Origin of the sequence: Acinetobacter gerneri DSM 14967 = CIP 107464 = MTCC 9824, from assembly GCF_000368565.1 — a bacterium.
In the GTDB taxonomy this organism is placed as follows: Bacteria; Pseudomonadota; Gammaproteobacteria; order Pseudomonadales; family Moraxellaceae; genus Acinetobacter; species Acinetobacter gerneri.
In genome coordinates, this window is record NZ_KB849539.1 from 195,994 (window position 1) to 219,716 (window position 23,723).

Sequence of the window (23,723 nt, forward strand, 5' to 3'; positions counted from 1 at the left end):
TTAAAGACATGAATATTTAATCAGAGACCAGATTTCTAAAGATCGGAAGAGGTAAAGAGTAATGAAAACAGCAGAACAATTAATTTCAATGGCAAAAAACCGAATTCAAGAAGTGACGGTCGCAGACTTACTTGAAGCTATGAAAAACCATAAAACCATTCTGATTGATGTTCGGGAACCAGATGAATTTCAGGCGGCAGCGATAGACCGAGCCGTGAATTATCCTCGTGGTGTTTTAGAAATGAGAATTCACCAGCATCCTGTGGCGAGCCATCATTGCGATACCTTGCAAGCACTAGAACATCTTAAAGATCAGCCGATTTATTTGATTTGTGGGACGGGTGGCCGATCAGCTCTGGCTACAGATACTTTACAGAATATGGGATTTACTCAGGTGAAATCTGTTCAGGGGGGATTCCAAGCATGGCTAGAGCAGGGTTATCCAGTAGAGAAATAACCAGATTTCTATTTTAAGTCTAACTTAAGTTTATGGACATTCAAGTGAGAAAATCATGAAGTACAAAGAATTAACTCAAAATATTTCAGGCAGTTTAAAGACATTAGCGCAGGATTCTCCTGATTTAATGAAAAGTTTTAATCAATTGTCACAAGTTGCAATGCGAGATGGTGTTATTGATCCTAAAACCAAAGAACTGATTGCCTTAGCGATTGGTGTTGCAGCACGATGTGATAGCTGTATCGGTTTTCATGTCAGAACTCTAGTCAAATTGGGGATGACATTACAAGAGTTGGAAGAAGTACTTGGGGTTGCAGTTTATATGGGGGGAGGTCCTTCATTGATGTATGCGGCTAATGCATTGGAAGCATTTAAAGAATTTACAGCTTAATTTTTTCAATCATTGGGAAAAGATATGAATCAGCATTGGGATAATCTTTATTCGCAAACACAGGATCTGTATGGCATTTCGCCCAATCATTTTATTCAACATATAGCAGATCAGGTTCCAGTTGTGGGAAAAACTCTTGCTATAGCAGAGGGTGAGGGGAGGAATATCCTTTATCTGGCTGATAAAGCGAAACAGCAAAATGATTCATTTTCGGCAGAAATATGGGATTACTCAAAAGTTGCTTTGCAGCACTTATCTGCAAAAGCCCAACAAGCTGGTTTTGACTTCACACTTAGAAATATTGATCTCAATGATGTCGAATGGCCAAGAGAGCATTATCAAAATGTAATGTGTGTGTATGGGCATTTTGACGAAAATACTCAATTCAATGTTCTCACTGGGATTCGTCAAGCATTGACAAACAATGGCTGGTTTATTGGAGAGCTTTATTCTAAAGAGCAGATTGATTATCAAACCGGTGGTCCGAAAGATATTAACTATTTGTACGATCCAATGTCGTTTCTTTCAGTATTTAAAAATGATCATCTTTATCATTTTTATGTGGGTGAGCAGGAACGTCATGAAGGCAAGTTACATAACGGAAAATGTCATGTAGTTCAATTTGCAATTCAAGTGAAGAAATAGAGCGTAAAACGGTTCAAGCACGAGCATGGCTCACATGTTCATTTTATAAAAAAGAGAGGTTTATGATGTCAACACGTTTTAATAATAAAGTGGCTTTAGTTACAGGTGCGGGTTCGGGTATTGGGCGAAGCACGGCATTGCTTCTTGCTAAGCAAGGGGCAAAAGTTGTTGTTTCAGATATTAATCTTGATGCAGCTGAGAAAGTTGCAGCTGAAATTATGACTGCTGGCGGTCATGCTGTTGCGAATAAAACAGATACATCTCATCCTGAGGAAATGAAGCAAGCTGTTGAGTTTGCCGTGGAAAGCTTTGGGGCTCTTCATTTAGCCTTTAATAATGCGGGTATCTTAGGTGACGTCAATCCGATTGCTGAGTTGAGTATAGAGGCTTGGCGTAGAGTCATCGATATTAATTTGAATGCTGTTTTCTATGGGCTGCATTATCAGATTCCAGCAATACTTAAGTCAGGTGGTGGAGCGATTGTTAACACCGCATCAATCTTAGGTTTAGTCGGGACAAAGAACATTTCAGGATATGTTGCGGCGAAACATGGTGTGACTGGTCTGACAAAGACTGCATCATTAGAGTATGCTGATCAAGGTATACGCATTAATTCAGTTCACCCTGGTTATATCCAAACCCCATTAATTGGAGAGTTTGAGGAATCAGAATTAGTGAAACTTCATCCAGTTGGCCGATTGGGTAAACCAGAAGAAGTTGCTCAAGTAGTGGCTTTTCTATTGTCTGATGAAGCTTCATTTGTGACCGGCAGTCAATATACTGTTGATGGTTCTTATACTTCACAATAATAAATTAAATAAGAAAACCCTGCAGATGCAGGGTTTTCTTATTTTGTTCATGATAAATTACAGCTTCAATCCAGAATTTTATTTGGCTGAAATTAAACTGCAGATAAATTGTTCTGGTTCAATTTCTGCCGTTACCATGACATGAACACCAATATTTCTGAGTTTTTCTCGTAATCGATCGCCCATTCCCGTAGTTACGAATATATCCATAGGCAGCAGTTTTTCGAGTACCTCTCCAGACTGGGAAAAGGATTGCTCCTTTTCAACTTCAATAAGTTGTTTGTCAGTCACTTCTCCATCTTTTAATTCATATTTCCAGAATTTCCGACATTTTCCCGCATGGGGCGTAATATGACGCCGGTTCTGAGATGTAATCACAATAAACATGAAAATTTCTCCAAACCGATACGGTTATCTTTTTGCAGGTTCGTATCGGTTCTTAACGATTTTTAAATCACTCAAAATATGGCTCAGGCTCTTCAGGAAAGATTTTCCAATACAAACTGAGGTGACTTTATAAGCAGTTTGATTAAAGCCTGTGCTGAACTTGATGGATGGCGAACTCCGCGTTCCCAACTTTCTAATGTGCGAGCCGAAATGCATAATTTAGCGGCCAGTTCTGTCTGGGAGATGTTTAGTTCCTGTCGGATCTGGACAATTTGCTGTGCTAAACCCAGATAATAGCCGCTAATAAATTCATTTTGATCAGGTTGAGTACGATCATTTTTAAATAGATTCATTATGGTCTCTTCCGTATCGATATATCGGAAAATAGTAATAACTCTTTAAAATATTCCGAAACTGATTGGAGGTGTTGGAGAGAACAAAACTAGTTTAGTTATACTAAGCCTCATAATTATCCACTCCTATTCGGGGTATCGTGACTAGAGATGTAGATATTGAGCTGTGTACTTGGTCTGCAAAGATAACTCTAATATAGCTTATGTCATTATGTGGTGACCCTAGTACACAACACAGAAAAAATACATTTCTAATTTATTGTGTAACTACTAAACAGGGGGAGCACGGCTTTCAGGAATCAGAAATTCAAGAGCATTTAGGGCAGGTTTATATAAAGTTGTTGTCTTAGATAGTAGAAGTAGAGTTTGTATTCTAATCAATACTGTTCTAAGTTTTGTATCAACTAGAGGCAGAGTAAAGCTATGTACTAAACAAAATTGACAATAGTCATCAATCTGTGAATCTTTATTCTGCTGATGGTGATTTTGTAAATTAATAAAGTGATGCGTATGAGTTTGTCTCATCCCATTAGTATGATCTTCATACAAACCTAGTTTGGTTAATGGAGATTGTTGAGTAGTATGAGCACCTTTTAAGTACAGTGCATTGACAACAGTATTACACACCCGAAAAACAGAGTATTTTTCGGGTAATAAAGGCTGTAGGAACACTGTAATCTGTAATAAGATTGCTATTAAACCAAGCAATTTTCCCAATTTGACGAGCACGTAAATACGCTTTAATCGAAATTACATTTTTATAAGGCGGATTCAAGCAGCAAGTGCAACAGTATAAAAACCAGCCATAACTTCACTTGGCGTATACCAGCCTAGTGTTTTTCTAGGACGATGGTTGAGTGAAAATTCTATCTGCTCTATTTCATCGTTTGACACGTCATCAAACGATGATGATTTTGGCAGATATTGCCGGATTAAACCATTCGTATTTTCATTTCTAGCTCGCTGAATAGACTTGTAAGGATCAGCAAAATAAGTATCTATGCCGACATCAGTAATTCTTTTGTGTTCGGCAAATTCCTTTCCATTATCAAATGTTACACTATAAGCATGGCTCATTCGTAAACGATCTAATGCACAAGTAATCGTTTTAGAGGATGCTCTCGTTGACCCTAAATGAACAATATGTACGTACAGGCTCTTTCGATCAACGAGGGTTAATAAAGCTCCTTTATGATGTTTACCAATCACCGTATCACCTTCGAAATCTCCTAAACGTTGTCGCTGATCAATGACCTGGTCTCGGCAATGAATACTTGTTTTATCAATGATTTGCCCTCTACGATCCGTGTTTTTGTAACCTCGTTTTCGATATTTCTTCTGATGCCTTAAGTGTAGATGGAGGTTACCTCCTTGTGATTTATCTTGATAAATGTGCTGGTAAATCCACTCATGTGAAGGTACATCCAGCCAACCGCGTTGTGTTAAAGCACCTGAAATTTGTTCTGGTGACCAGTCTAAGCCAATTAAGTAATCAATATAAGCGAAGGCAAATGCTGTCATGGATGATGAAGGATGGTACCGTCTTTGACTTGCAAATTTCGCTGCCTGTTGAGCTCTATATCCACGTTGCCCAGTATTTCTTTTTAACTCACGGTAGATGGTTGATCGTGAACGCCCTAACTCCCGAGCAAGGCTAGCGATTGAACTTTTACTTTTCAAAGTAGCATAAATTTCGTATCTTTCATCTTGAGAAAGTTGGGTGTATTTCTTCATTGTGTGCTTTCCAATTGCGAGTTGAAAAAGTCTAATGATTCTATGAATACACCTAACTTTTTCAACTAACTACAAGTGTGTTGCACTTGGGATTTGAATCTGCGTAATATATTAAAATGTATAATTTTAAAAATAAAATATGATGTAAGTTGTTGGTTAGAAGAGACAAACGTTGATTATCAATTTTAATTTACTCATCTTTAGATAAAGTACATTGCGAAGTTGACAGGAATTACAGCTTTTCAAAACTAGGAATATATTATATATTTGTATAATGAAAGTCTGAGTAAATAACTAAGGATTTATCTGTAAATTTCTTAATGTTTTTTTATTTAGCATCTCCCCCCTTGTGCAATTCTAGTCGAGAGAAAAATTGCTGAAGAGAAGTGGACTATTTATTGCGTTTGCAGTAATACTCTTGCAGATTGCAGTATATTTGCAACCTCTTTTGCCGGAAAAATTTCATATTGCTCCGGTATGTATGTCCATTACTCATAATCTTCTTTCACAAGCTAATCATAAGCATGTGCATTCAGTTTATCTTGAACTGCTACAAGATTTTGTACCTCAACATTCTCACGATCACAATGAACACCATCATCAATGTCAGTATTGCACTGTATATGGGGATTTAGTACTCCCATTTGACTTGAGAGTTGATCATGTTTTAGATCGTATTCAGGTGAAACTAAAGTTTTATCAGTCATTCTTCAAGCATGTCTATTTTAGCTTACAGAAGCTGTATTTGCAGCCACAAGGCAGAGCACCTCCTTTGACTCTTTAGAACACGATTGGTCATGACAAATAGTTAATCTGTTTGTACTAAACAATATTTTAAAGAGTTTTAATCATGAAAATTCAGTTTTCACTGTTTATTAACAGTGTAATGTATTCGTTCGTATTTAAAAATGTAGATAGAGTATCTAAGGTCTACAATTTATCTTTGTGCAAGGCGGAAAATATCTGGCTCGGCAGTTTCGTTAATCCAGTTAATGTAGCATTTCTACCGTATTCCCAATGTTCAATTTATCACTGGGAGGTGGTATGAGTTTAGGTTTGACAGCGTTAGAACTGGCGCGTATTCAGTTTGCATTTACTGTATCTTTTCATATCATTTTCCCCGCTATTTCAATCGGACTAGCTAGTTTTTTAGCTGTACTCGAATGGCGTTGGCTACGTACACAAAATCCTGTCTATAAAGATTTATTTAAATTTTGGATCAAAATTTTTGCAGTGGCCTTTGGGATGGGGGTTGTCTCTGGCGTGGTGATGAGCTACCAATTTGGAACCAATTGGAGTGAATTCTCTAGAATTGCAGGAAGTATCACAGGGCCATTATTAGCATATGAGGTTTTATCAGCATTTTTCTTAGAAGCTGGTTTTCTTGGAATTATGTTATTTGGTTGGGGGCGGGTTGGACCACGAGCACATTTTTTTGCCACTCTAATGGTTGCAATAGGAACCTGTATTTCAATGTTCTGGATTCTGTCTTCAAATAGTTGGATGCAGACGCCTACTGGTTTTACGATTGAGAATGGAATCATTATTCCACAAGATTGGTTAGCGATTGTTTTTAACCCCTCATTTGTTTATCGATTGTTTCATATGGCTGCTGCAGCTTTTCTCGTAACGTCACTTCTGGTTGCAGCAGTAGCAGCATTTCACCTATTAAAAGGCCGACGAGATGATTTGGTGAAAAAATCTTTTTCCATGGCATTGTGGATGCTTTTATTCCTTGCGCCTGCTCAAATTTTAATTGGTGATATGCATGGTTTGAATACCTTACATCATCAGCCAGCAAAATTAGCTGCAATTGAAGGGCATTGGGAAACAAACACAGATGAGGGCATGCCTTTATATTTGTTTGGAATGCCAGATATGGAGGAAGAGCGAACAAAATATGCAATTGGAATTCCAAATCTTGGCAGTTTAATCATGACGCATAGTCTAGATGGACAAGTTAAAGGTCTAAAAGAGTTTGCACCTGAAGATCGACCGAATTCACTCGTGATTTTTTGGAGTTTCAGAATCATGGTAGGTTTAGGCGTATTGATGGTTTTACTTGCACTTGCAACGCTTATATTGCGTAAAGGCGGAAAACTTTATGAGCATAAGTTACTACAACGATTTGCTCTTTTAATGGGGCCAACTGGATTTATAGCTTTATTAGCAGGTTGGTTTACCACAGAAGTTGGCAGACAGCCTTGGGTGGTTTATGGGGTTTTGCGAACCAAAGATGCATTATCGCCTGTTTCTGCTGAACAGGTTGGCCTATCCCTTGTTCTCTTTGTATTTGTTTATTTTATCGTTTTTGGTATCGGAATCTATTACATGTTGAAGCTCATGCATAAAGGTCCTGAGTTTATCTATTCTAATCAAGATCATACCGATATTGCAGTTCTGCAAGCTTCAAAAAGACCATTAAGTAGTATTGATGATGCAATAGAGCAAATAGAAATAGAGAATAAACAACGAGGAGATAAACACAATGATTGATTTATCTTTAATTTGGATTGTGATAATTGCCATTGGTGTTTTTGTTTATGTGGTTTTAGATGGGTTTGATTTAGGCATTGGAATTTTATTTCCTTTCATAACCTCGAAAGAGGAACGTGATGTCATGATGAACACCGTTGCACCTGTATGGGATGGCAATGAGACATGGATGGTTTTAGGAGGAGCTGCACTCTATGCTGCATTCCCAGTAGTGTATTCTGTAGTTTTATCGGCTTTATATATGCCAATTATTTTAATGCTGATCGCTTTAATTTTTCGTGGCGTCGCATTCGAATTTCGCTTTAAAGCAAATAAGACCAAAAAATTATGGGATAAAGCCTTCATTTATGGGTCAATATTAGCAAGTTTTTTTCAAGGTGTGATTTTAGGTGCATATATACAAGGTATTAAGGTAGAAAATCATATTTATGCTGGAGGAGGTTTAGACTGGTTAACACCTTTTTCAATTTTTACAGGTATAGGCGTTGTGGTTCTATATGCGGCACTAGGGTGTGGTTGGTTAATCTTTAAAACGGAATTAGATTTACAGGCTAAAATGTATGATCTCATGCCAAAATTAATTTCCGTTCTTTTTTTAATTTTTGGTGCGGTTAGTATTTATACACCATTAACTCAACCAGAGATAGCAACTCGATGGTTTAGCCAACCTCAACTGCTTTATTTTAGCCCTGTTCCAGTTTTGGTTGTTGTGCTAACGGGACTAATATTACGTGCTTGCAAAAAACGTTATGAGCTTGCACCATTTATTTACAGTCTCGCATTGGTATTTTTAGCTTATACAGGATTCATTATCAGCTTATGGCCAAATGTCATTCCTCCATCAATAAGTATCTGGGATGCAGCTGCTCCTGAAAGTAGTCAATTATTTGCTTTAATTGGAGCGCTAATTCTCATCCCGATTATTCTTGTTTATACAGGTCTATCATATTGGGTATTTAGAGACAAAGTACGTGTTGGCGATGAGGGGTATCATTAATAATGAAAGAGATATATACGAAAAAAGACAGTAGACTTTCTCAATTGAAATGGTTTTTTCTATTGTATTTACTCGGTTTTTTAATTTTATTTGTCATTGCTGGAGTTTTTAGAGCTTTATTACATCTGGCTTATTAAATCTTTAATATTAATCACTCGAAGTGGTTTATAAAAAGTAAACCACTTCGTCTAATGTTTAAACCAATTTATTTATACAGCATATTATTGACTATCTTTCTCAATAAGATAGTCAATAATTTCAGCCGTATTTACTTTAGTACCTTGAACTAAGTACTTACCATTTATAACAATGCTAGGTACACCCGTTAATTGATATAGCTTTGCCAACTGGTTTGACTGTTCAATTTTTTTAGAGATGGTTGGGGAATTAAATAATTGATTAAATTGATTCAAGTTTGCTCCGTATTGACCATAAAATTTAGCTAGAGATTTCTGATCAAATAATGGCTTATGCTGAAGTTGAATTTCATTGAAAAGGGCTATATGAGTTTTTTGCCGTATTCCTAAAGATTCCGAGGTATAATAACCACGTGCACTTTGTTCCCAAGTTGGATTCATTGCGGCTGGTGTACGAATAAAATAGACATTTTTGGGTAAACCCTTTTTTAACCATGGTTGTAATTGTTTTTCTAAAGCAAAACAATGAGAGCAGCCATAAGAAAAGAACTCTCGAACTTCTATTTTTGATGGATAATCAGTTTTCCCTTGATGAGCTAAAACAATATAGTCTTGACCTTCTACGATTTTCTCTGTTGCCATTGCGGTTTGGTTGAAACAGAAGATTAAAATAAGAGTATGGAAGAAATTGAGTTTTTTCATTTATATAACCTGTTATGAAAGAGGATTTTTAACTTACATAGTAGTAATCTGAAAATTTTGTTCACTAATCTTAGGCTAGGTGAGAATTTCTTTCTTTTTAGTTTTATAATTCAACCAGAATAATGAGAATGTTGATAAGCATAGCCATGGGAAGAGGGCGATATTCATGGTTTTCCAGCCAATTATATCCAGCAATGCGCCTGCACTAAAGGAACAGATTAATCCAACGATGAAAACGGTCATGTCATTAATAGCCTGAGCCTTTGCCTTTTCTTCTTGGGTGTAAGTGCCAGTAAGTAATGAAGTACTACCGATAAATAGAAAATTCCAACCCACGCCCAATAGAATTAGGGAAATGGCAAATGAATGGAATTGCAAACCTGATAAAGCAAAAGCGATATAACAGGCAAATAATAGTATCCCTGAAAACATGATTTTTAATACTCCAAACCGAGCAATCAAGTTACCTGTAAAAAATGAGGGTAAAAACATGCCCAAAACATGTAGTTGAATAACAGTTGTAATAGTCCCTAATTCATGGTGAGCATGACGCATAGCAATTGGAGTTGCTGTCATACCTAAAATCATGATGCCGTAACCTGTAACGGAACCAAACAAAGCAACTAAATAAGTAGGCTGTATTACAATTTCATACCATGGTCTGCCTGCACCAAAGTTAGATTTTACTTCAACGCTATCGGGGATTTTTAGACTTGATATGATACCCATAGCAAGCAATGAAATAATTGTAATAATTAAAAAGGATCCAACATATTCAAGATGATTAAATACGGGACCTCCTATGCGAGCTAGTGTAGGTCCAATCAATGCTGCTACAACTCCGCCTGCCATAACAAAAGAAATTGCTTTAGAACGAAATGCTTCATCAGCGACTTCGCTAGCTGCGAAACGATAAAATTGAGCAAACGACTGATAAGCTCCTACACAAAATGTTCCGAATGCTAATAAATATAAGGAGTTATAAAAAATACCAATAGAAGCAATGATACCCCCTAATACCCCTAAGAGTGCACCGCAAAGAAAACCATTTCGACGACCTACATGCGACATCCACATTGATGCAGGAAACATCATTGTAGCTGTTCCTAAAAACATAGCTGCGATTGGGAGTGTCGCCAGTGTAGGCGAATCAGCAATATTTGCCCCAGCCAATCCGCCAATAGTCATTATCATCACGGATACGGTTTGGAAAAGTGACTGTGAACTTGCCAATATTAGGACTTGACGGTGCATTGAATTCTTAAGCATTTAGGCTTATCCAACATGAATCATAAAAAGTAAATTAATAAGAAGTTCTTTCATCAAAGGATTTCGATGTGTGCTAAATCATTTGTTGATTAAAATTTTTAATGTCTTTAGTTAAAGACGTTCTATGGCTATTTGAATCCCTAATGTTGCTGATTCAATTGCGCCTGCTAGGTATCCTTGATGATTTGGTGAAAACTCACTGGAAATAGCTACAATTGAGTTTTGCCAATCACCATAAGGTGGAGTTGAGTCAGGTATACCATTTGAGATTAAACTAGCGACTTCATCAGCAGAGGTTGCTGTCAAAGGATCTAGTGTCCAGTCATGAATAAATTCTTTGATTGGAAAATTAGCTTCTTTCCCAAATAATCGGACCAGTTGCTTGCGACACAATAAAGATAATTGTTCATTGCTTAACTGATTGCGAGCACTTACGGGGGCACCTATAAAGCCGAATAATGCTGCAAAACCATCAGTACTTGAAGCATCATGAATTTCAAATAATGGTGTAACAGTGCCATGAACTGCACCTGATAAATTTTGATCTCGCCAAAATGCTTTTGGGTAGACGGCAAAATATTTAGCATGTGCCGCCATCCATGTATTGGTTTGTTGCCATTGTTGTGTAAATTGTTCAGGTAAAGAAGGGTGAAAACTGATTGTATTTAATGATATTCTTGGCGGAACTGCGAGCAAGATTTGCGAAGATTTAAGAATCAAAGATTGATCCATCTGATTGATCAACTCAACGTCTATTTCATCATTGCTTCTAGACAAAGATTTGACTTGATGACCAAGTAAAATCTTTTCTGGCGGGATATAAGAAGCGATTTTTTCAATCAGTTGATACATACCTCCCTGAAGCCTCCTTGCAGGTGATGTTTGAACCCCTTGCAAACGTAAAGCTTCACGAGATGAAGTTCTGTCGATTAAGAGATCGCCTTCCTCATACTGATAAAAACTTTCTAGTCCAAATTTATTAATTAAATGAGTTAGTTCTGGTTGTTGTTTTTCCCAAAACCAAGTAGCACCCATATCAAAGGCTTCATTCTTAGATTTTGCTTCATCTATGACAATGGAATGTACACGTCCACCTAAACGATCTCGAGCCTCTACAACAAGATAATCTTTAATTCCTTGTAGTTCGAGTAAATATGCAGCGTAAAGTCCGCTGAGACCAGCACCAATAATAACGATTTTAGATTGAGTCATTAAAGAATCCTAATTTCAAACTGTTTGGAAATTAATGGGCGAAATGTGACGTTGTAAGTACTGCTCTAAATTCGACTTTACCAGTACGAACTTTTGTATAAGCTTCATGTGCTTGTTCAAGTGGATATGTTTCAATCATTGCGCGCACATCTGTAAGAAGGCTAAAGTTTAAAGTTTTCTCAACTTCATAAGGTGTGCCTGTAATACTTCCTTGAACCGTTCGTTCTCCACCTACAAGTAAAGGAGAAGAAATTACTAGAGGCTCCTTACCAACACCAACTACAATCAATTTTCCTTGAGGTATTAATCCTGCAAAAAGTGCAGATGAAATTTCTCCATTAGTAATGGTACTCAAGATTACTTGAGCTTTTCCTAACTCCTTAAGACGATCCACAGCATTTTCTAATTGGGTATCAATATAAATATGTGCCCCTAAATCATGCGTCAGTTCAGCAATATCTTGTCCACGACCTATAGCAACTACTCTAAATCCCATTCTTCTTGCATACTGAATTGCAAGATGTCCTAAGCCACCTATGCCGAATATCGCAACCGTATCTCCTGCTTGGGCACCAGATTTCTTAAGTGCATTAAACGTTGCGATACCTGCGCAAAGTAAAGGTGCGGCTTCTACTGAACTCAGTTCATCTGGAATAGAGACTAAACCTGTTTGTTTAGCCATCATCATTTCGGCATAGCCACCATCATGGGTGCTGCCCATGATGGGTTGGTTATTACATAAGTTAAATAGACCCTGACGACATTCATCGCACAGGTTACAGTGCCCACCTAGACGTCCAACTCCAACACGTTGTCCAATTTTCCAATAGTTGGAATCTGGGTTGCCAATTGCAACAATACGTCCAACCACTTCATGGCCAGGAATACGAGGGAAGCTATCAGGATTTGGGTTCTCAATGGTCATAGCATCAGCCCCACAGATTCCACAAGCCTCGACGGCGATTAAAACCTCATCTTTGTTTGGAGTGGGTACGGTACGCACAACAAGCTCTAATTTTCCTAAAGCACTGGCTTGTATTGCTTGATATGAATTTTTCATACTTAGATCTCACGTAGTTTTTGATGATCATTAGAGTTTAAAATTTGTTTAATCCCCATTTCTGCGGCATCTACAGCACCTGCTAGGTATCCCGAATATTTTTTTGACCATTCACTTGAGATACCGATGATGCGATTCTGCCAAATAGATTGGTTAGGAGTATTTTCAGGTGCAATACCATGAAATAGGGTTGGAGTTTTCCAATCTGACTCTATGGCAATACATTCATCTTCAGTCCAATCTTTGAGATATTCTGATTGAGGAATCGCTGCTAAAGATCCAAATAGGCGGACCAATTGTGCCCGACAATGAGCCATTAACGTTGTTGGTTCAATTTCTTTACGTATGGTGTAAGGAATACTGAAGAATCCGAAAAGGGCAGCATGTTGATGGGATGTTGAGGCATCATGAATTTCACCTAATGGACCTGCATAGCTTCGAGCTTGGCCTGAAAGACCTTGTTGCTTCCAGAATGCCTCAGGATAAATTGCTACATATTTGGCATGAGGAGCCATCCATGTAGGTGTATTCATCCAATGTGTTAGCGTCGTGGCTGGTAAAGGAGGATTAAATGCAAATTCATTAGCAGATAGTCGTGGCGGAGCTGCTAATAGAATTTGATCACAACAAAATTGTGTTGTTGATCCATGAGAATGCTGAATTTTCAACCCCAAAGATTGATCTTCTAAATAAGTTATTTCAGTGACTTGATGCCCAAGTAAAATACGATCAACTGAAATACCTTTGGTTAAAGCTAGAATTAAACTTTGCATACCTCCTTCAAGCCGAATTGAAGATGTTTCCCATGAGGCACCAGAAATACGTACAGCAGGCTGATCACGTTGTTTTTCAAATATAAGTTCGCCAGAAGTATGTTGATAGAAATAGGGGAGGGATAATTGATGTATCAATTTCATCAATTCAGGATTGAGGTCGGGCCAAATCCATGTTGCACCAAGATCAATTTGTTCCTTTGAGTAGACTCGACCTCCAAGATGATCTTTTGCTTCAAGCAGTAGATAATCTTTAAATCCAGCTTGTTCTAGTAGATAAGCAGCATATAAACCACTTAGACCGCCGCCAATGATTAGAATTGAGGTTTTAAGCATTTTAATCATTCCAATTTTTCTGAGCATGAAGCAGATGTTGAGTTTTTACGTATAAAGTGGTATCGGTTTTATTAACTGTAAGCACAGCATGTTGTTTTGGCGGGAAACGAATCCATGAACCAGTTGGATAGATTTGATCCTCTTTTTGAAGTTGACCTGATACTATAAATATTTCAATACCTTGGTCAGACCTGTTAATAAATAATTGGTCAGGATTAAGTTTTTCTAAATAGGTATATTCGAAATCTGATTCATATAACGGGCATATTTTTTTATTGCCTGTAACAATCCAGTTTGTAGAATCATTCGTGTTGATTCTTACTTCTTTAGATTCATATATAGACATTTGCATTAGTTTAACGAAAATTAAAGAACCTTCTTTACTTGAAACTTGATGATTGGAATTATGAGGATTTCTTAAGTACCAACCACTTGGGAAATGATCTATACCATTTTCTGTAAATACACCAGATAGAACGAGTATCTCTTCACCAAGTGGATGTTGATGTTTAGGAAAATTGGAGTTTTGAGAGAATTTGACTAAACTTGTTGCACGAGCTTGTTCTTTACCAATACGATCAAACATCACTCGTTCTACTTCGCCATGAGGAGAGCGTACCCAGTGGTAATCTTCAGGTTTGACAATAGCAATTTCTGAAAAATCAGCACGAATTAGCATAATATGTTTTCAACTTATCAATAAATTTAAAATTACTGCACTGCCATAAATACCCAGTCCAAAAACGGTATGTCCTGCAATGCTAATTAATCTTGTTTTAATTGGACTTGGTGTGTTAGCCCCTGCAACACCAGCACCCATACAAGGCATCATAATGAAAAAAGGAGCAATTAATAAAAACCAAGATATAACTAGAGGTGGGAAAACAGTAGGTTGCGAAAGCCATGCTTTCCCTTCAAATGCGATAAGTACTAAGATATAGCTAATACCAATGAGATAGTGTGCCAACCAACCTAGTCCAAGCTCATAATCAAGTGATGGAGCTTTGTTAAGCTGTTTTTGAACTAATTCTCCTTTTGGTATATGACCTAGCCATCGACCTACCATAGCCCAATTAGTAATGGGTATTCGGAAAAATTTATTTAAAAATAACGCCCATAGATCTAGGATAATTGTTGCACCAACACCAATAAGTATGATTTTTAAGAATAGTTGTATATTTACTAACATATTAAATACCTGAGCAATTTTCTAATAGATTCAAGATGCTTTGATAAAAAGCATTGCAAATCGCTTTGCTAGAGGGAGTACAAAAAAAGCTGTGGGGAAGGCAATGACCCAAGAGCAAAGCCAAGATTTAATCCAATGGCTCAGCTCCCAATGGATAAGTCTAAGGCTTTGCAATGTGCTCACAAAAGAAATAACACCACTCATGATGAATGTTAGGAACTAAGGAACAAGAAAAATTAATGCTCTCGATGACAATTTCCAATCATTCAAGATATTGTTCATAGATAGTAATTTCTCAAAGTTATTTAATCTGCGTTTGTCTAATATTTATAGACTTTTGACATCTTGAGAAGTCAAAAGTCTAAAGATGAAAAATCTAAACAGACTGGTATATACGAATATCTGGATCTGCTACAAACAAGGGTTTTAATTCACATACAACATCGTTATTAAATAGTTCACTTTGGAGATAACTTTCCGCATTACTCAAGGTTTCAAAACCATGTAGAACTTGAACATCTTTTTCACGGATTAACAGTTCTTTTGATACGGCACCATCAACAGTATTGAGAAAAGGAAGTTTATACTTTTGATAAATCTCTGCTGCTGCAGGACGATTATCTAAAGGGATAGTCATTGTGATTTGTAGATATACCATGAGTTTTTCTCCATCAGATGAATAGAAAAAGTAAAGATATAGCTTTTTACTTTTAAGCATATTTTATTGAGTAGTTGACTTTAAAAACAAATGAGATAATCTTGTGATTATTGAAAGAAAAACTATCTATAAAATGGAAACACCTATTTACTTGAATGCTTTAAAAGCATTTGAAGCAAGTGCACGTAATAAAAGTTTTTCTGCGGCGGCTAGAGAGTTGAATGTCACACCAGCAGCGGTAGGGCAATTGGTTAGAGGCTTAGAAGATCACTTAGGAATAATATTATTTCATCGACAATCAGGTGGAAAAAAACGACTGGTTCCAACAGCATTAGCTGAGTCTGTATTACCAGAAATTCGTGCTGGATTTGATAAGCTAAGCGTTGGGCTAGAAAAATTAAAAAGAGGTAATACAACAAATATTTTGACGGTAACTGTTAGTCCCGCCTTTGCTGCAAAATGGTTATTACCTAAAATAGATAAATTTCAATCACTTTTTCCTGAAATTGCTGTACGTTTAGATACTAACTTGAGACCTATCGATTTTATTGAAAATGGTATAGATATCGGAGTGCGATATGGTGAAGGTCATTGGGAAGGTTTAGAGGCAATTAAACTAATGGAGGAAGATATTTTTCCTGTATGTTCACCGACTTTTTTAGCAAATAAGTCTGATTTATCAATCAACACTATTTTACAGGCAACATTGATTCATGACCTAACTATGGAAGCTCATAAATCGTTTCCGACTTGGACGAAATGGTTGGAGTATGTTGGGCTGGAAAACTCAGGGATTAAAAGTGGATTACAAATCAATAATTCAGCATCTGTTTTACAAGCTGCTTTAGACGGTCAAGGCATAGCTTTAGCTAGGAGTGTAATGGCTAAAGAGGATATTAAGGCGGGACGGTTAATTCATCTATTTGAGCATGTAGAGTACAAGTCCCCATTGGCTTATTATATTGTATATCGTCCGGAGTGTTTAAATATGTCGAAAATTTTAGAGTTTAAAAAGTGGTTAATAATTGAAGCTAAAAGCTTAATAGATTAATTTTACATTAGAAAGGTAATTTAAAAAAAAATCAGACTCATTCATGATTAAATGTAATCTATAAAAAAGTGCCAAGATATTGATTTTTTTTACATTTATGAGGCTTTGTTGCACAAACCTACCGTTAAAGGCTTATTCAACATTATAATTCTCAAATGAATAAGCCCACACCTAAAATCTATCGTACAACCAATTGGTCTTTTTATAACAAAGCATTAATAAATCGAGGAAATATCTCTATTTGGTTTGATCCCAAAACTCAATGGTATGCTCAACCAAAAGGTAAACATGGTCGAAATCAAACCTATTCTGATGCAGCTATCCAATGCTGTCTGATGATTAAATCCTTATTCCGTCTGTCTTTACGTATGGTCACTGGCTTTGTGCAAAGCCTGATTAAGCTTTGTGGTTTAGATTGGACAGCACCAGATTATTCCACTATTTGTAGAAGACAAAAGCATATTGATATTGCAATTAACTATCAAAAAAGCAGTAATTGTCCCCACCTACTCGTCGATTCTACTGGCTTAAAGTTTTTAGGTGAAGGAGAATGGAAACGTAAGAAACATCAGCCTGAATATCGTCGCCAATGGCGTAAACTACATATTGGTATCGATGCTGAAACCCTGCAAATACGTGCTATTCAGCTCACAACCAACAATGTGAGTGATTCACAGGTGCTTGGTGACTTACTTGATCAGATTCCACAAGAAGAACAGATTGACTCCGTCTATACTGATGGGGCTTATGACACCAAGCAATGTCGTGAGGTAATCGCAGACCGACAAGCGCATGCGGTGATTCCGCCAAGAAAAAATGCGAAACCTTGGAAAGATACAAAGATCAGCTCGCTAGAGCGAAATGAATTACTTCGAACAGTTAAACGTTTAGGCAGGGCACTATGGAAGAAATGGTCAGGTTATCATCGACGAAGTTTGGTCGAAACCAAAATGCATTGCATTAAATTATTAGGCGATAAGTTGTCAGCTAGGCATTTTTCAAGTCAAGTAAATGAAATACATGCCCGTATAGCCGTACTGAATAAATTTACGGAATTAGGTCGACCTCATACCCGAGTTGTAACTTAAATTTGGTAGTACTGGGTAAAATAGGTCTTTGAAATGTTTGTGCAACCAAGCCATCACATTCTAATAGTCAAATTTTTATCTAATTTAAAGCGACTGAGTCTGTCGCAGTGTCCATAGTTTGATCTTTCTAAAATGGTTTTAAAGAGATAGCATCATTAAATGGATATCTTTTAGGAATAAGAGCAAAATGTTGAGTTCATTTGATGATGTTGGGTTTTCACAATTATTAAGGGCAGAGACTACAAACCAGAATTACAAAGTTCTCCTTTTTGCTAATAAATTCTATGCAAAGCTATATTTATCTGATGATGGGGCTTCCGACTGGAGAGGGTTGGGAGAGGGAGAAATTGGTGATCAAACCCGAGAGGAATTAAAAAAGTTTACTCGAAACCATAGACTATTTTTTATAGCTACTGAAGAAAAAGACCTTTCAGAGATCCAACCTAATTTTAGTCAAGCACAATTAATATCCAAAATTTCTTTATTGGATAATTGGTTAAAAGAATCCAAAGATTTAACTACGGGGCGGAAAGGTGAGGTTTCAGAAGCTACTAAATTTAAAGTTGCATGTTCTGCTGCTTGGAGATGTCAGTTTGAGGGTTGTGGTGAAGATCTTAGACAACATTTAACACCAAGTATGAGTGGTAATTATAGTTATTTTGCACATATTGTTGCTTCTTCAAAAGAAGGACCTCGTGGAAATGAGCAGTCCGAAGCTTTGGCTGATGATCCTAGTAATATCATGTTGTTATGTGATAAGTGCCATCGCTTAATTGATCGAATAGCACCAAATGAATATGATGCAGATAGATTAAGAAATATGCTTCAAAAAAATATTCAAGAAGTAAATCGCTTATTAGAATGCTTAAAAATGCCAAACGCTGAAATGATAGTGATTGGAGGTGCGATTGAAGGTCAGGCTTTCCGTTTTGATCCAAAAGCAGCAGAAGAAGCCATGTGGTTGAGAAACATTAAAAGCTCTAACCCAGCAGAATATTTTGTCAACAATGCTTTATATTTTAGTGCATCCAATAACAATAATTATTGGGCTAATGCTTTTCATCTTTTGAAAAGTACTGATTTATCAAGGTTAAAAAGTTTTTTACGAGAGACTGGACGTGATGGACAATTGAGATCTTTAGCAATATTTGCTTTACATGGATCATCAATTCTAGTGCTGAGTGGAAGATTGATAGGCGATTCTAGTCCTGTCCATCTTTTTCAATTTCATCGCCAACAAATAGAAGGTAAAGGTCGACAATGGGCTTGGCCTTCTGATGTGGATGAACCATTATCAGGTAAATTTAAGATTAATATTCTTAAAGAGCCTGTTTCTACAGATTCTGAAATGGTACTACAAATTAATTTAACAGCCAAAATTCCACCTGAAGATTTACCAGTACATTTTTTTAAGAACAATGATTTCAAATTCCCAACAGTGGAACTAACAACAGATAACTGTAATTTTAGTGTCATTAGCCATCCAAAAGATTTAGAGCTTTTAGGAAATGCCATCGATAGTATCTATCGTAAAATACAAGATGAATGGCGCATCAGAAAAGTTCACCTATTTATTATTGCACCTACTACAGCATGTATACGTATTGGGCAAAAAATGCAAGCACGACATCATTCTGATTTCACTATTTATGAACGAAAACCAAGTATTGGAGGTGTTCGTGGAGGTTTTGAGGCTACGATTCAAATTAGTTCAACCAAAGTTACTTTAGTATCAAATAGTGAGCAACTCGAAATAGATTAAAAAAATACTATATTTTAATGGAGTAGGAACCATGGTTGAAAAGAAGGAAATCTTTATTTCTGTGGATATTGAAACATCAGGACCAATTCCTGGTGAATATGATTTACTGTCTATTGGTGCATGTTTTATTGATAGTCCCAATGAAACTTTCTATTGTGAATTAAAGCCTGTATCAAATAATGCAGATCCAGAAGCTCTATCTGTTACAGGTTTCAATCTAGAAAAACTAGCTGAAGATGGGCTAAATCCTATTTTAGCGATGAAAGAATTTGGTATTTGGATTAATGACCATATAAATGAGAATGAAATACCAATATTTGTTGGATTCAATGCAAGTTTTGATTGGTCGTTTATAAACTACTATTTTCATAAATATCTTGGAAAGAACCCTTTTGGGTTTAGTGCACTTGATGTTAAGTCTTTGTATATGGGGCGTTTTTGTTGTAAATGGACTGATACTAAGTCTAGTATGATTTCTAAGAAACTTAGTCCATTGTTAAAAGGGAATCATAATGCATTGCAGGATGCATTATTCCAAGCAGAATTATTTCGTTTAGTCCAAAAAACGTTACATATTGGTTCTTAGTATTTTATTTATACGATATATTTTTCAGGAGTAAATATGACTTTATTAGCGCAAGCCCCATCACAAATTGATAGTTGGGAGCTATTATTATTTAAGACAGCACATCGGATTTCATTATCAGAAAGCCAATATGAGGTAATTAATAGTCGCTATAGTCAACTTCAAAAGATACTTGATGTAGCCAATGAAGAAATATTGCAAGATGCCCATATCTTTGTTCAGGGTTCAATCGGCCTCAAGACAACAATTAAACCAGCATCTGAAGCAGAAGGTGATATGGCAACAATAGATGCAGATGCTATTGTATTACTACCCTATGCGAGGAATGCTACTTCTGAAGAAGTGTTAGCAACTTTACAGAAACGTTTTATGATAGGAAGTCGTGTTAGTACGCCAATTCAACAATTACGAAGGGGTATTCGTATAATTTATGCGGATGAGAATCCGGGCTTTCATATTGATGTCACACCAGCGCGATGTGCTAAATATAATAACGAGTTTAGAGGATATGGTTATCTGGAAGTACCTGATAGACATATTGGTTGGAAATGTAGTAGTCCGCGTGAATATTCAAAATGGTTAGAAGATATATCACAAAGAGAGATTAAAATAATTAAAAGTTTAAATGAACGCTCTATTATCATGGATAGTGCTAGTCAGGAACCAATACCGTTATATGGTGATTATATAAATCATAATCCGTTGAGAGCTACGATTAAGTTATTGAAACGACATCGTGATGAATGGGCTATATCTACAGAAAATGAAGATGTTAGACCAATTTCTGCAATTATTACAACCTTAGCAGCACAAGCATATGAAAAGGTTGTTGAAGAATCGCTATTTCAAGCACTACGACCAATTGAAGCTATGATAAAGATTGTTGATTATATGCCACGATTTGTTTCTAATAATGATGAGGGATATGCTGTCTTGAACCCAAAAGATGCAGGGGAAAATTTTGCTGAAAAATGGAATCGTCCTAATGGAGAAGGGATAAATTATATTCGAGCATTTCATAATTGGCATATACATGCATTAGAAAGTATGAAACTTGGTTTAAATGATTTAAAGAGCAGTAATGCTGTTGAAGATGCAATCATGGAGCGCTTTGGTCTTAATAGAGCCTTTACTAAAGAGTTGATTAATGAGACTCCAAGAAATTGGACTTTACCAGGTCGCAGTGCGAATACAACGCTTAATTCTTTGAGCTTAGCCACTTTTGCTGGTATTTCAACAAGTGCTGCTGTAGCTTCTCAAGAAATAATTAAACCGGTAGATCGTCTTGGCTGATATTAATAATTTTATTACACCAGAAATCTCAAAAGGAATTGAGTTTCTGTACCAATATTTAGGTGAGGATGGAAAGAGTTTATTAAGAGAAGTGCCATCTAAGAATGGTGAAATAATCTGTTTTGAGTTTCCATTACCCGAAGATTACTTAGGTATAGAGCGTACTTTATGTCTAGGATTTGATAAAGGTTTTCCAAATACGGGACTGAAATTACAAATTCAACCATCAGCATGGCTTGAATGGCCTCACGTAATGCAAAAATCATTATGTTTATATGGGTTTGGAAACCAACCTGCTGGGAATTCTCCTGAATTTGTTATACGTGATACTTTTAGAAGATTATCCAAGTTGATAAATCTAGTGCTTCCTGATTCAGACCAAGACATAAGAAAAAATGAGTTTTTCAGAGAGATTACACCATATTGGAGAATGCAATTAGCAAGGAATAGACAACAATTAATTTTATTACAACAACCCACAAATACATGTGAGTTATTTGTACTTACTGATCAACGACAAAACTTCAAGAATAATAAGATTATTTGGGTAGCAGAAGATGTCTTGACTCTAGAAAATCATTTATTTAGGCTTTTTAATAGAATACCAAAAATTTCTGAACCAGCAAATGCAGGTTTTTTTATTCGTCTAAAAACATGTCCTGATGTGAAAGTTCCATCTCAAGATAATATTATTTCTTGGTTATCTGGACATATTTCAAAAGAAGATAAATTATTGTTGTCTGAGTGGAAGTTAAAAAGTTCACGCTATCCAATTAGATGGTTATTATTAGAGGTGCCTAATACTAATCCACCGATTATTCAATCTATTATTCTTAGACATAAAGGAGTCAAAGATGGCAGTTACCAGATATATGGTAAACGCGCAGCACGTAGATGGGAGATTCCAAAAACTCTTTCACCCTTAACATCATTGGAATATTGTCCAGTTCACCTAATTTCAAGATCTACTATTCATTCACGAGATACTATATTAATTAATGAAGATTTAGGTAATAAAAAAGTTGCAATTATTGGGATCGGTTCATTAGGCAGTTCTGTTGCCGTGCAATTGGCTCGTGCAGGAGTTAGTAATCTTATGCTCATTGATCCAGATAAATTTGAAAGTGCAAATATAGGTAGACATGTTTTAGGTATGGATGATCTTGGACACTATAAGACTGATGCCTTAAAAGAGCGTATTCAAAAGGACATACCATTTTCAGATATTAAATCTATACCAGGGTTTATCCAATATGAATTAATAGATCAGATCTCTTTATTAGATGATGTAGATGCTGTGGTTATTACATCCGCAAATTGGTTATCGGAGGAATTACTTTGGTTTTTTCGTGGATTGTGCAGGAAAAAATGGATATTTATTCAGGGGTGGACAGAGCCTCATGCAATTATAGGTCATATTTTGGTTTCCCCATTAAACAGTGATATCGATGGACGCTATATGTTTGACCACAATGGAAATTTTAAATATAGCTTTACTAGTTGGTCTGATAAGGGCTTGATTCCTCTTCATGGATGTGGTGATGGCTTTATTCCAGGAGGATTGATTGGAATTAGTTCAATAGCAAATTTGATAGCACAAACTACAATTGATACGCTGACTGGGAAAATTAACAAAGAAACATGGATCAGTAGTATCGGTGATATTGAAAAAATAATAGATACCAATGGGATATATAATGGTCCAAATATTCCTTCTGGTTGTAAACAGATGGTGATTTCAAGAGATTGGCCATTAATGGAAGATTTTAATGAATCATGAATTAGCTTGGGTATGGAAATGGGACAAGCTAGAAGTAGAATTGAATGTATCATCCACTGTCGCAGACTTTTTTAATGAATATAGGCAAAAAAAAGGTGAGCATGAGCGAGGAGGGCAGTTATTTGTTGATGTGAATTCTGAGGATGGTTTATGGCTTTCTGAAGCGACTTCGCCCCATAAAGATGATTTTGCAGGACCAACTTGGCTTCACTTAGATCCTAAGAGATGTAAAAAAGAAATATTAACAGCAAACCAACAAGGTTTAATATTAGTTGGATATTGGCACACACATCCAGAATCTATTCCAAGTTTATCTCCACAGGATATTAGTAGCTTTCGTAAATTTTCTTTAAAAAATGTTGAATATTTATCATGTCCATTAGCTGTTATTGTAGGTAATGGGCAAAATGCTGATTCAATTCGTGCATGGTCTTTACAAAGCAATGATTTCATTTTAGGTTCAATAATAAAAAATAATTTTAATAAATGAGCTAATTATGGATATTCCAATAAACTCAACCCCACATCTACATGATGTGTGCTGAAATAGCAGAAGAC

General features: G+C 36.4%; 26 protein-coding genes. 14 read left to right on the forward strand and 12 right to left on the reverse strand.

What is annotated here, in order from left to right; genetic code table 11:
- The first annotated feature begins 61 nt into the window (after positions 1–61).
- The 4 genes from F960_RS05385 to F960_RS05400 all read left to right on the forward strand — a co-directional run bounded on the left by F960_RS05385 (position 62) and on the right by F960_RS05400 (position 2,302).
- A complete protein-coding gene (locus F960_RS05385; protein WP_004859470.1) occupies positions 62–457 on the forward strand; it encodes a rhodanese-like domain-containing protein in 396 nt (131 codons plus the stop codon).
- Positions 458–512: 55 nt separating this feature from the next.
- Positions 513–848: a carboxymuconolactone decarboxylase family protein gene (locus tag F960_RS05390; protein ID WP_004859473.1), complete on the forward strand. Its 336-nt coding sequence runs from the start codon at positions 513–515 to the stop codon at positions 846–848.
- 24 nt (positions 849–872) lie between these two features.
- Positions 873–1,493, forward strand: coding sequence for a methyltransferase domain-containing protein (locus tag F960_RS05395; protein ID WP_004859475.1), 621 nt, complete (start codon positions 873–875; stop codon positions 1,491–1,493).
- A gap of 65 nt (positions 1,494–1,558) precedes the next feature.
- Complete coding sequence (locus F960_RS05400; protein WP_004859478.1) at positions 1,559–2,302, forward strand: SDR family NAD(P)-dependent oxidoreductase; 744 nt, start codon at positions 1,559–1,561, stop codon at positions 2,300–2,302.
- Between the two features lie 78 nt (positions 2,303–2,380).
- Here the strand turns inward: F960_RS05400 and F960_RS05405 are convergent, their stop codons facing one another.
- The 3 genes from F960_RS05405 to F960_RS05420 all read right to left on the reverse strand — a co-directional run bounded on the left by F960_RS05405 (position 2,381) and on the right by F960_RS05420 (position 4,776).
- Entirely contained in the window at positions 2,381–2,689 is a 309-nt protein-coding gene (locus tag F960_RS05405) for a NifB/NifX family molybdenum-iron cluster-binding protein (protein ID WP_004859482.1), read from the reverse strand.
- 92 nt (positions 2,690–2,781) lie between these two features.
- Positions 2,782–3,042: a helix-turn-helix domain-containing protein gene (locus F960_RS05410; protein WP_004859483.1), complete on the reverse strand. Its 261-nt coding sequence runs from the start codon at positions 3,040–3,042 to the stop codon at positions 2,782–2,784.
- Positions 3,043–3,813: 771 nt separating this feature from the next.
- Positions 3,814–4,776 carry an IS30 family transposase gene (locus F960_RS05420; protein WP_004854881.1) on the reverse strand — a complete coding sequence of 321 codons (963 nt, stop codon included), beginning with the start codon at positions 4,774–4,776 and terminating at the stop codon, positions 3,814–3,816.
- A 373-nt stretch (positions 4,777–5,149) separates the two neighbouring features.
- Between F960_RS05420 and F960_RS22905 the strand changes: the two genes are divergently transcribed.
- From F960_RS22905 to cydB, 3 genes are all read left to right on the forward strand, one after another.
- Complete coding sequence (locus F960_RS22905; RefSeq protein ID WP_081401779.1) at positions 5,150–5,560, forward strand: DUF2946 domain-containing protein; 411 nt, start codon at positions 5,150–5,152, stop codon at positions 5,558–5,560.
- Positions 5,561–5,820: 260 nt separating this feature from the next.
- Positions 5,821–7,272 (forward strand): cytochrome ubiquinol oxidase subunit I, encoded by a 1,452-nt coding sequence (locus tag F960_RS05435; RefSeq protein WP_004859492.1) that lies wholly within the window; start codon positions 5,821–5,823, stop codon positions 7,270–7,272.
- Positions 7,265–8,269 (forward strand): cytochrome d ubiquinol oxidase subunit II, encoded by a 1,005-nt coding sequence (gene cydB / locus F960_RS05440; RefSeq protein ID WP_004859495.1) that lies wholly within the window; start codon positions 7,265–7,267, stop codon positions 8,267–8,269. Before F960_RS05435 ends, cydB begins: the two co-directional genes overlap by 8 nt.
- 221 nt (positions 8,270–8,490) lie before the next feature.
- Here the strand turns inward: cydB and F960_RS05445 are convergent, their stop codons facing one another.
- The 9 genes from F960_RS05445 to F960_RS05480 form a co-directional block, all read right to left on the reverse strand.
- A complete protein-coding gene (locus F960_RS05445; protein WP_004859499.1) occupies positions 8,491–9,108 on the reverse strand; it encodes a thiol:disulfide interchange protein DsbA/DsbL in 618 nt (205 codons plus the stop codon).
- Positions 9,109–9,183: 75 nt separating this feature from the next.
- Positions 9,184–10,377, reverse strand: coding sequence for an MFS transporter (locus tag F960_RS05450; protein ID WP_004859501.1), 1,194 nt, complete (start codon positions 10,375–10,377; stop codon positions 9,184–9,186).
- A 111-nt stretch (positions 10,378–10,488) separates the two neighbouring features.
- A complete protein-coding gene (locus tag F960_RS05455) occupies positions 10,489–11,589 on the reverse strand; it encodes a flavin monoamine oxidase family protein (RefSeq protein ID WP_004859504.1) in 1,101 nt (366 codons plus the stop codon).
- Positions 11,590–11,620: 31 nt separating this feature from the next.
- Positions 11,621–12,649: an alcohol dehydrogenase gene (locus F960_RS05460; protein WP_004859508.1), complete on the reverse strand. Its 1,029-nt coding sequence runs from the start codon at positions 12,647–12,649 to the stop codon at positions 11,621–11,623.
- A 2-nt stretch (positions 12,650–12,651) separates the two neighbouring features.
- Positions 12,652–13,758 (reverse strand): flavin monoamine oxidase family protein, encoded by a 1,107-nt coding sequence (locus F960_RS05465; protein WP_004859512.1) that lies wholly within the window; start codon positions 13,756–13,758, stop codon positions 12,652–12,654.
- Between the two features lies 1 nt (position 13,759).
- Positions 13,760–14,437: a cupin domain-containing protein gene (locus tag F960_RS05470; RefSeq protein WP_004859515.1), complete on the reverse strand. Its 678-nt coding sequence runs from the start codon at positions 14,435–14,437 to the stop codon at positions 13,760–13,762.
- A gap of 9 nt (positions 14,438–14,446) precedes the next feature.
- Entirely contained in the window at positions 14,447–14,947 is a 501-nt protein-coding gene (locus tag F960_RS05475; RefSeq protein ID WP_004859518.1) for a DUF2938 domain-containing protein, read from the reverse strand.
- Positions 14,948–14,977: 30 nt separating this feature from the next.
- Entirely contained in the window at positions 14,978–15,151 is a 174-nt protein-coding gene (locus tag F960_RS23205; RefSeq protein WP_198488225.1) for a DUF2798 domain-containing protein, read from the reverse strand.
- A gap of 172 nt (positions 15,152–15,323) precedes the next feature.
- The gene (locus F960_RS05480; RefSeq protein WP_004859524.1) at positions 15,324–15,605 is read right to left on the reverse strand and encodes a hypothetical protein; all 282 of its coding nucleotides are present in this window, start codon (positions 15,603–15,605) and stop codon (positions 15,324–15,326) included.
- Between the two features lie 133 nt (positions 15,606–15,738).
- On the opposite strand from F960_RS05480, the gene F960_RS05485 reads away from it, so the two are divergent.
- The 7 genes from F960_RS05485 (at position 15,739) to F960_RS05515 (ending at position 23,655) form a co-directional block, all read left to right on the forward strand.
- Positions 15,739–16,656 (forward strand): LysR substrate-binding domain-containing protein, encoded by a 918-nt coding sequence (locus F960_RS05485; RefSeq protein ID WP_035373038.1) that lies wholly within the window; start codon positions 15,739–15,741, stop codon positions 16,654–16,656.
- Positions 16,657–16,811: 155 nt separating this feature from the next.
- Complete coding sequence (locus F960_RS05490; protein ID WP_004859529.1) at positions 16,812–17,744, forward strand: IS5 family transposase; 933 nt, start codon at positions 16,812–16,814, stop codon at positions 17,742–17,744.
- 187 nt (positions 17,745–17,931) lie between these two features.
- Complete coding sequence (locus F960_RS05495; protein WP_004859532.1) at positions 17,932–19,506, forward strand: HNH endonuclease; 1,575 nt, start codon at positions 17,932–17,934, stop codon at positions 19,504–19,506.
- A 31-nt stretch (positions 19,507–19,537) separates the two neighbouring features.
- Positions 19,538–20,092, forward strand: a complete 555-nt coding sequence (locus tag F960_RS05500; protein ID WP_004859533.1) for a 3'-5' exonuclease — start codon at positions 19,538–19,540, stop codon at positions 20,090–20,092.
- A 36-nt stretch (positions 20,093–20,128) separates the two neighbouring features.
- The gene (locus F960_RS05505) at positions 20,129–21,385 is read left to right on the forward strand and encodes a nucleotidyltransferase domain-containing protein (protein WP_004859535.1); all 1,257 of its coding nucleotides are present in this window, start codon (positions 20,129–20,131) and stop codon (positions 21,383–21,385) included.
- The gene (locus F960_RS05510) at positions 21,378–23,165 is read left to right on the forward strand and encodes a ThiF family adenylyltransferase (RefSeq protein WP_004859538.1); all 1,788 of its coding nucleotides are present in this window, start codon (positions 21,378–21,380) and stop codon (positions 23,163–23,165) included. Before F960_RS05505 ends, F960_RS05510 begins: the two co-directional genes overlap by 8 nt.
- Positions 23,155–23,655: a Mov34/MPN/PAD-1 family protein gene (locus tag F960_RS05515; RefSeq protein ID WP_004859540.1), complete on the forward strand. Its 501-nt coding sequence runs from the start codon at positions 23,155–23,157 to the stop codon at positions 23,653–23,655. The genes F960_RS05510 and F960_RS05515 overlap by 11 nt, the downstream gene beginning before the upstream one ends.
- Positions 23,656–23,723 lie beyond the last annotated feature (68 nt).